This is a genomic window from Methylibium sp., from assembly GCF_013817345.1.
Lineage (GTDB): Bacteria > Pseudomonadota > Gammaproteobacteria > Burkholderiales > Burkholderiaceae_C > Methylibium.
This window is the reverse complement of record NZ_JACDCW010000150.1, coordinates 1-6,269: the sequence shown is the minus strand read 5'-3', so window position 1 is coordinate 6,269 and position 6,269 is coordinate 1. Positions and strand designations below refer to the sequence as shown.

At 65.3% G+C, this 6,269-nt stretch carries 7 protein-coding genes; 1 reads left to right on the top strand and 6 read right to left on the bottom strand.

From position 1 onward, the window contains the following. The 6 genes from H0W40_RS18550 to H0W40_RS18525 all read right to left on the bottom strand — a co-directional run. Positions 1–245: shikimate kinase (locus tag H0W40_RS18550; protein ID WP_292449213.1), on the bottom strand; the 245-nt coding region annotated here is incomplete at its 3' end. A 9-nt stretch (positions 246–254) separates the two neighbouring features. Then, positions 255–2,456 carry a type IV pilus secretin PilQ gene (gene pilQ / locus H0W40_RS18545; RefSeq protein WP_292449211.1) on the bottom strand — a complete coding sequence of 734 codons (2,202 nt, stop codon included), beginning with the start codon at positions 2,454–2,456 and terminating at the stop codon, positions 255–257. Beyond that, positions 2,453–2,986, bottom strand: a complete 534-nt coding sequence (locus tag H0W40_RS18540; protein WP_292449209.1) for a pilus assembly protein PilP — start codon at positions 2,984–2,986, stop codon at positions 2,453–2,455. The genes pilQ and H0W40_RS18540 overlap by 4 nt, the downstream gene beginning before the upstream one ends. Positions 2,987–2,994: 8 nt before the next feature. Continuing rightward, positions 2,995–3,708 (bottom strand): type 4a pilus biogenesis protein PilO, encoded by a 714-nt coding sequence (locus tag H0W40_RS18535; RefSeq protein ID WP_292449207.1) that lies wholly within the window; start codon positions 3,706–3,708, stop codon positions 2,995–2,997. An 11-nt stretch (positions 3,709–3,719) separates the two neighbouring features. Then, positions 3,720–4,361 (bottom strand): PilN domain-containing protein, encoded by a 642-nt coding sequence (locus H0W40_RS18530; RefSeq protein WP_292449205.1) that lies wholly within the window; start codon positions 4,359–4,361, stop codon positions 3,720–3,722. Then, positions 4,358–5,437, bottom strand: a complete 1,080-nt coding sequence (locus H0W40_RS18525; RefSeq protein ID WP_292449204.1) for a pilus assembly protein PilM — start codon at positions 5,435–5,437, stop codon at positions 4,358–4,360. The genes H0W40_RS18530 and H0W40_RS18525 overlap by 4 nt, the downstream gene beginning before the upstream one ends. Before the next feature lie 381 nt (positions 5,438–5,818). On the opposite strand from H0W40_RS18525, the gene H0W40_RS18520 reads away from it, so the two are divergent. Further along, a partial coding sequence (locus H0W40_RS18520; protein ID WP_292449215.1) for a transglycosylase domain-containing protein occupies positions 5,819–6,269 on the top strand: 451 nt, incomplete at its 3' end.

Sequence of the window (6,269 nt, the reverse complement as noted above, 5' to 3'; positions counted from 1 at the left end):
GTGGCCAGCACGCCTTCGGTGTTTGCCTTGGCACAGAGCTCCGCGATGACGGCCTGCTCCACGTCACGAAAGCGCGCCTCGCCTTCGCGCTCGAAAAAACAGCGGATCGGCTCGCCGATCCGCTGTTCGATCACCGTGTCGGAGTCGGTGAACGCCGCGCCGAGGCGGCGGGCGAGTTGCCGACCCACGGAGGACTTCCCGGAGCCGGGGAGTCCGACGAAGACGATCGTCTGGGATGCCGCCAAGCCAGCAGGTCAGCGAGCGCCGGTCCGGTCGGTCACGACCTTGGGCGTGAGGAAGATCAGCAACTCGTTCTTGTTCGTCGTGCGTGTCTTCGAGCGGAAGAGCACGCCCAGGCCCGGCACATCGCCCAGGAAAGGAACCTTCGTTTCATCGACCTGCTCGGTCTGCTCGTAGATGCCGCCGATCACCACGGTGCCGCCGTTGTCGACCAGCACCTGCGTCTTCACGTGCTTGGTGTTGATCAGGATGCCGGAGGCGGTCTGCGCGCCCACGCTGTCCTTGTTCACGTCGACGTCGAGGATGATGTTGCCCTCCGGCGTGATCTGCGGCGTGACTTCGAGCTTCAGCGTCGCCTTGCGGAACTGGATCGCCGTGGCGCCGCTCGAGGTTGCGGTCTGGTACGGGATCTCGGTGCCCTGCTCGATGAGCGCCTTGACCTGGTCGGCCGTGATCACCCGCGGGCTGGAGATGATCTTGCCCTTGCCGTCGGCTTCCAGAGCCGAGATTTCCAGGTTCAGGAAGCGGTTCATCGCCGAGCTGAACAAGGACACCGCGAACGTCGCCGCGTCGTAGCCGCCCTGCCCCACGGCAGGCAGGTTGACGAAGTAGCTGTTCGGCGAGGGCTCGCCCAGCGTCTCACCGATGTTGTTTATGGGCGGCGCCTGGCCGGTCGAGCTGCCGATGCCGAGATAGTTGCCGCCCACCGCCACCCGGCCGCCCGGCGCCGACGACGTGCCCAGCTTCACACCGAGCGAGCGGCCGAAGGTATCCGTCGCCTCGACGATGCGCGCTTCGATCAGCACCTGCCGCACCGGGATGTCGATGCGCGCGATCATCTGCGCGATCTCCTCCAGCTTGGTCGGCGTGTCGCTCACGAACAGCTGGTTGGTGCGGGTCTCATAGACCACGCTGCCGCGGTTCGACAGAACACGGCCGTTGTTGCTGCCGCCGGCCGCATCACTGCCCCCGCCTCCGCCGCCGCCGCCCTGCCCGCTGAGCTGGCCGGTCAGACCGCGCGCCACCTCTTCAGCCTTGGTGTAGTTCAGCTGGAAAGCCTGCTGGCGCACCGGCTCGAGCGCGGCGATCTGCGCCTTCGATTCGAGTTCGAGTTTTTCCTTGGTCGCGATCTCGTCCTTCGGCGCAATCCACAGCACGTTGCCGGTCTTGCGCACGCCCAGGCCCTTGGCCTGCAGGATGATGTCGAGCGCCTGATCCCAGGGCACGTCCTTGAGCCGCAAGGTCACATTGCCGGTCACGGTGTCGCTGGTCACGACGTTGAAGTTGGTGAAGTCGGCAATCACCTGCAGCAGCGCGCGCACCTCGATGCTCTGGAAGTTGAGCGACAGTTTCTCGCCGGCATAGCCCGGCCCTTGCGTCAGCTTGTTGGGATCGACCTTCTGCGGCCGCACTTCCAGCACGAACTGGTTGTCGGTCTGGTAGGCGCTGTGCTCCCACACGCCGGTGGGCTCGATCACCATGCGCACACGGTCGCCGCTCTGGAAGCTGGAGATGGTGCGCACCGGTGTGCCGAAGTCGGTCACGTCGAGCCGGCGCCGCAGGCTTTCGGGCAGCGCGGTCTTGAGAAACTCGATCACCAGGTTCTGGCCTTGCTGGCGGATGTCGACACCGACCTGGTTGCTCGGCAGATCGACGACCACCCGGCCGGCGCCATCCTGGCCGCGCCGAAAGTCGATGTTGCTCAGCACCTGCGGCGCCTCGTTGAGACTGTCGGCGAAGCGCACCGGCTCCGCCGGCGTCTGCGCGACGACCGGCGCCGCGGGAGACGAGCCGGCGGCCAGGGCCGTGCCGGTGGTCTGCACCGTCAGGATCAGCGTCTTGCCTTCGATCGTGGCTTTGTACGTGGCGGGCTGCTTGAGGTTGAGCACCAGACGCGTGCGTTCACCAGCCTGCGCCACGTTGACCGACCGCAGATTGCCCTGGTTGATCTCGACGCTGCTCTTGCCGAGTGCGCTGCTCACGCCCGGCAGATCGATGGCGATGCGCGGCGGCGTCTGCACGGCAAAGCCGGCGGGCGCGTTGGCGAGCGGCTCACTCAGCTCGATGCGCACCACATCGGCAGCGCCCTGCTGCGTACTGTTGATCGACTGGATCGCGTTCTCGGCCCACGTGCTGAACGCGGTGAAGGAAAGCGCGAGCGCGACGGCGGGTGCTCGCCATTGGTTCATGGTCAGGGTCTCCCAAATGTTCTTCATCGCGCCTGCTCCTGCAGTTGCAAGGCCGCGGCACGCTCTATCCACTCGCCCGATGCGTCCTGGACGACCTCGCGTACCGTCACGTCGGTCTCGGAGATCTTGGTGATCTTTCCGTAGTTCTGGCCGACGTAATCGCCGACCTTCACCTGATAGAGCAGGTTGTCCACGCGCAGCAGTGCGAAGGGCCGGCCGGCGCGGGCCACGCTGCCCACCATCGCCATCGAGTCGAGCGGGTAGGCTTCCAGCGGCTCCTTGCGGCGATTGACTTCGCCGGCGAAAAGCGAGTTCGGAGCGCGCGCCTCCTGCTTTAGCGCAACGCTGAGCTTCTGACTGCTGAACGGTTCGACCGCGCGCGCCTGGCTGTAGGGTTCGGGATTGAAGCGCTTGGGCGGCAACAGGGGCGGCACGTTGGGTCGCACTTCGCGACGCTGCTGGTCCATCCAGCCCTGCAGCTCTTCCTGTTCGGTGCCGCAGGCGGCCAAGCCGGCGAGCGCTGCGCCCATGCAGGCCGCGCGGCAAAGGCGTTGCATCGAGGTTCTCATCGCTTCGCTCCGCCCGGCTTCTTGGCCGCCTCGGTCTTGCGCTGCAATTCCACTTCGGCCGGGTCGAGGTAGCGGTAGGTGCGAGCCAGCGCGTCCATGGTGAGGTTGCCCCCCGCGCCCGCCGAGGCAGCGTTCGCGCCGCCTTGCTGGCCGGTGATGGTCAGGTTGTGCAGGGTCACGATGCGCGAGAGGTTGGCCACGTCGGCTGCGAATGAGCCGATGTCGTGATAGCGCCCGGACACCTTGATGGTGATGGGCAGTTCGGCGTAGTAGTCCTTGACCGCGACCTGGCCAGGGCGGAACAGCTCGAACTGCAGGCCGCGGCCCAGGCCGGCCTGGTTGATGTCGGAGAGCAGCGCATCCATTTCGGCCTTGCCGGGAAGCTGCTTCTCGAGCTGGGTCACGTACTCCTGCACCTGGATTTTTTGCTTGCGCAACTCGCCGAGGTTGACCGCTTGGCCGAGCTTGGCGCGGAAGTCCTGCTTCAGGCCCGGTTCGCGGTCACGCTCGGCCTGCAACTCGTCGGTGGTCCCCGACAGCATCGCGAACCAGCCGACGATCAGCACCGCGAGGGCCACGGCGGCAAACGTTGCGAGCCGCGGCAGCAAGGGCCACTGGCCCGGCTCGTTGGGATTGAGGCCGCGAAACTGCCCCGACAACTCGGCGAAAACCGAGTTCAGATCCACGTTCGCCTTGTTCTTGGTCGCCATGTCCTGGCCCCTTACAACTGCTTCGGCGCCGCAGGGGACGCAGGTGCCGAGGCACGCGCCGCCCCCGGCAAGGCCGATTTATCGGCAGACGTCGGCGGACGCTTGAGCGTCACCCGGATCGAAAAGTCGAACAGACGCTTTTGTTCGCGATTGGCCGTCGTCACGTTGGCGGCCTTGATCTCGACCAGCTCGGGCTTCTCCAGCCACTCGGAGCTGTAGGCGGTGTTGCGCAGGAACTCCGAGACGCGCTCGTTCGTCTGCGCAATGCCCGTGACGGAGACGACCTGTTCGTTCTGTTTGATGGCGGTCAGGTAAACGCCCTCCGGCGTCTGCTTGACCAGCTCGTTGAGAAGGTACACGGGGATGTTGCGGTCGGTCTGCAGGTCTTCGACCGCCTGCTGGCGCGCCTTCAGCGACTCGATCTCGGCCTTGAGCGTGGCGATGTCCTTGATCTGCGTTTCGAGCTTGCGGATCTCGGCGGTGAGATAGGCGTTGCGCTCCTGCTGCGTGCTGATGAGCTGTTGCAAGACGAGGTACCACAGGGCGCCGAGGGCCACGCCGAAGGCCGCAGCCAGGCCGAGGCCGGCATAGAACGTCTTCTTGCGGCGCTGCCGGCGCTCCTCCCGGTGGGGCAGGAGATTGATCAAAATCATGACAGGAACCTCCGCATCGCCAGGCCGCACGCGGTCAGGTAGGCCGGCGCTTCGCGGCGCAGCTTGCTCTCGCGCACCGCCGAGCCCAGGCGCATGCCGTCGAAGGGGTTGACCACCATCGAGGCGAAGCCGGTGAGTTCAGTGACCCGCTCCTTGAGGCCCGGCAGGGTGGCGGTACCGCCGCCCAGCATCACGTAGTGGACCTTGTGGTGCGGCGTGCTGGTGAAAAAGTACTGCAACGCCCGGCCGATTTCCTGCGACAGGCTGTCGACGAAGGGCGCGAGCAGGGAGGAGTCGTAGTCCTCGGGCAGGTCGCTGGCCAGTTTTTTCTGCTCGGCCTCCTCGAAGGAGAAGCCGTACTGGCGCGAGATCATTTGCGTGAGCTGGGAGCCGCCGAAAGCCTGATCGCGGTCGTAGAGCAGTTCTTCGTCGCGGAGCACTTTCAGGCTGGTCGTTTCGGCGCCGATCTCGAACAGCGCCACCAGCGCATCGCGCCCTTCTCCAGGCAGCGCGCCGATGATGCGCGCCATTGCCAGCCGCGAAGCATGCGATTCGATGTCGAGCACGACCGGCTTGAGGCCCGCCGCTTCGGCGAGGCCCTGGCGGTCCTGAACGCGGTCCTTGCGGGACGCCGCGATCAGCACCTCGACGTCGCCGACCGAAGCAGCACTCGGCCCGACCACGCAGAAGTCGAGGCTCACTTCGTCGAGCGAAAAGGGAATGTATTGGTTGGCTTCGGACTCGACCTGCAGCTCGAGTTCTTCTTCGCGCAGGCCGGCCGGCAGCATGATCTTCTTGGTGATCACCGCCGACTGCGGCATCGCCAGCGCCACGCGCTTGGTGCGCGTGCCGCTCTTTTGAATCACCCGGCGCACGGCGTCGGCGACTTCGTCGAATTTCTCGATCTGGCCGTCGGCGATCCAGCCTTTTTCGAAACTCTCGGTCGCAAAACGCTCCAAGACGTATTCGCCCGAAGCGGCCTGTCCGAGCTCCACAAGCTTGACGCTCGACGAGCTGATGTCCAGCCCGACGAGCGGCGCTTGCTTGCCCCCTATCAACCCGTCAAGAAAGCCCACACCGTCTCCCTGGAGCCGCTGTATGGCTCTTAATAAGTTACTTCCATGCTAGCAGTAACGGCTTTGTCTCCAAACGCTTTTTCCCCAGCGCACAACGTCTGCGCGTTGCAAAACTCACGGGTCGCGGAGACGTTTTTCTGTCGGCTTGTAACGTCGCGTGAAGCGCGTGCGGAAGTCGCCGTTCGAGCGGCGAAAACCCGCTGCAATGCATTTCTATAATCGACTTCGATCCCCTGGAATCTCATGAGCGCGACCGACCGAAAGAGCCCTTCTTCGCCTTCTTCCTCGTCCGGTGCCGGCCCCGGCCGATTTGCCCGACTGCCAGTGGCAGTGCGTTGGCCGCTGCTGGCGCTCGGCGCGCTGGCCGGGGTGGCACTGGCGATGGTTCTGGGAGGCGCGGCGCTCGCGGCCATCGCGCTTTCGGTGGCCTACCCGAACCTGCCCGAGATCAGCGGCCTGACGGACTACCGGCCCAAGCTGCCGATGCGCGTGTACTCGGCCGACGAAGTGCTGATCGGCGAATTCGGTGAAGAGCGCCGTCTGTTCATGCCGATCTCGCAGATTCCCAAGGTCATGCAGGAGGCGGTGCTGGCGATCGAGGACGCCCGCTTCTACGAGCACAGCGGCGTCGACTACATCGGCATTGTTCGCGCGGGTCTGGCCAACCTGAGCGATTCGCGCAGCCAGGGCGCCTCCACCATCACCATGCAGGTGGCGCGCAACTTCTACCTGCCCACCGCGAAGACGCTGACCCGCAAGATCTACGAGATCCTGCTCGCGCTCAAGATCGAGAGCCAGCTGAGCAAGGACGAGATCCTCGAGGTCTACATGA

Coding starts and splice junctions, on each gene's coding strand:
- pilQ (WP_292449211.1), bottom strand. CDS start 2,456: ATGAAGAACATTTGGGAGACCCTGACCATGAACCAATGGCGAGCACCC.
- H0W40_RS18540 (WP_292449209.1), bottom strand. CDS start 2,986: ATGCAACGCCTTTGCCGCGCGGCCTGCATGGGCGCAGCGCTCGCCGGC.
- H0W40_RS18535 (WP_292449207.1), bottom strand. CDS start 3,708: ATGGCGACCAAGAACAAGGCGAACGTGGATCTGAACTCGGTTTTCGCC.
- H0W40_RS18530 (WP_292449205.1), bottom strand. CDS start 4,361: ATGATTTTGATCAATCTCCTGCCCCACCGGGAGGAGCGCCGGCAGCGC.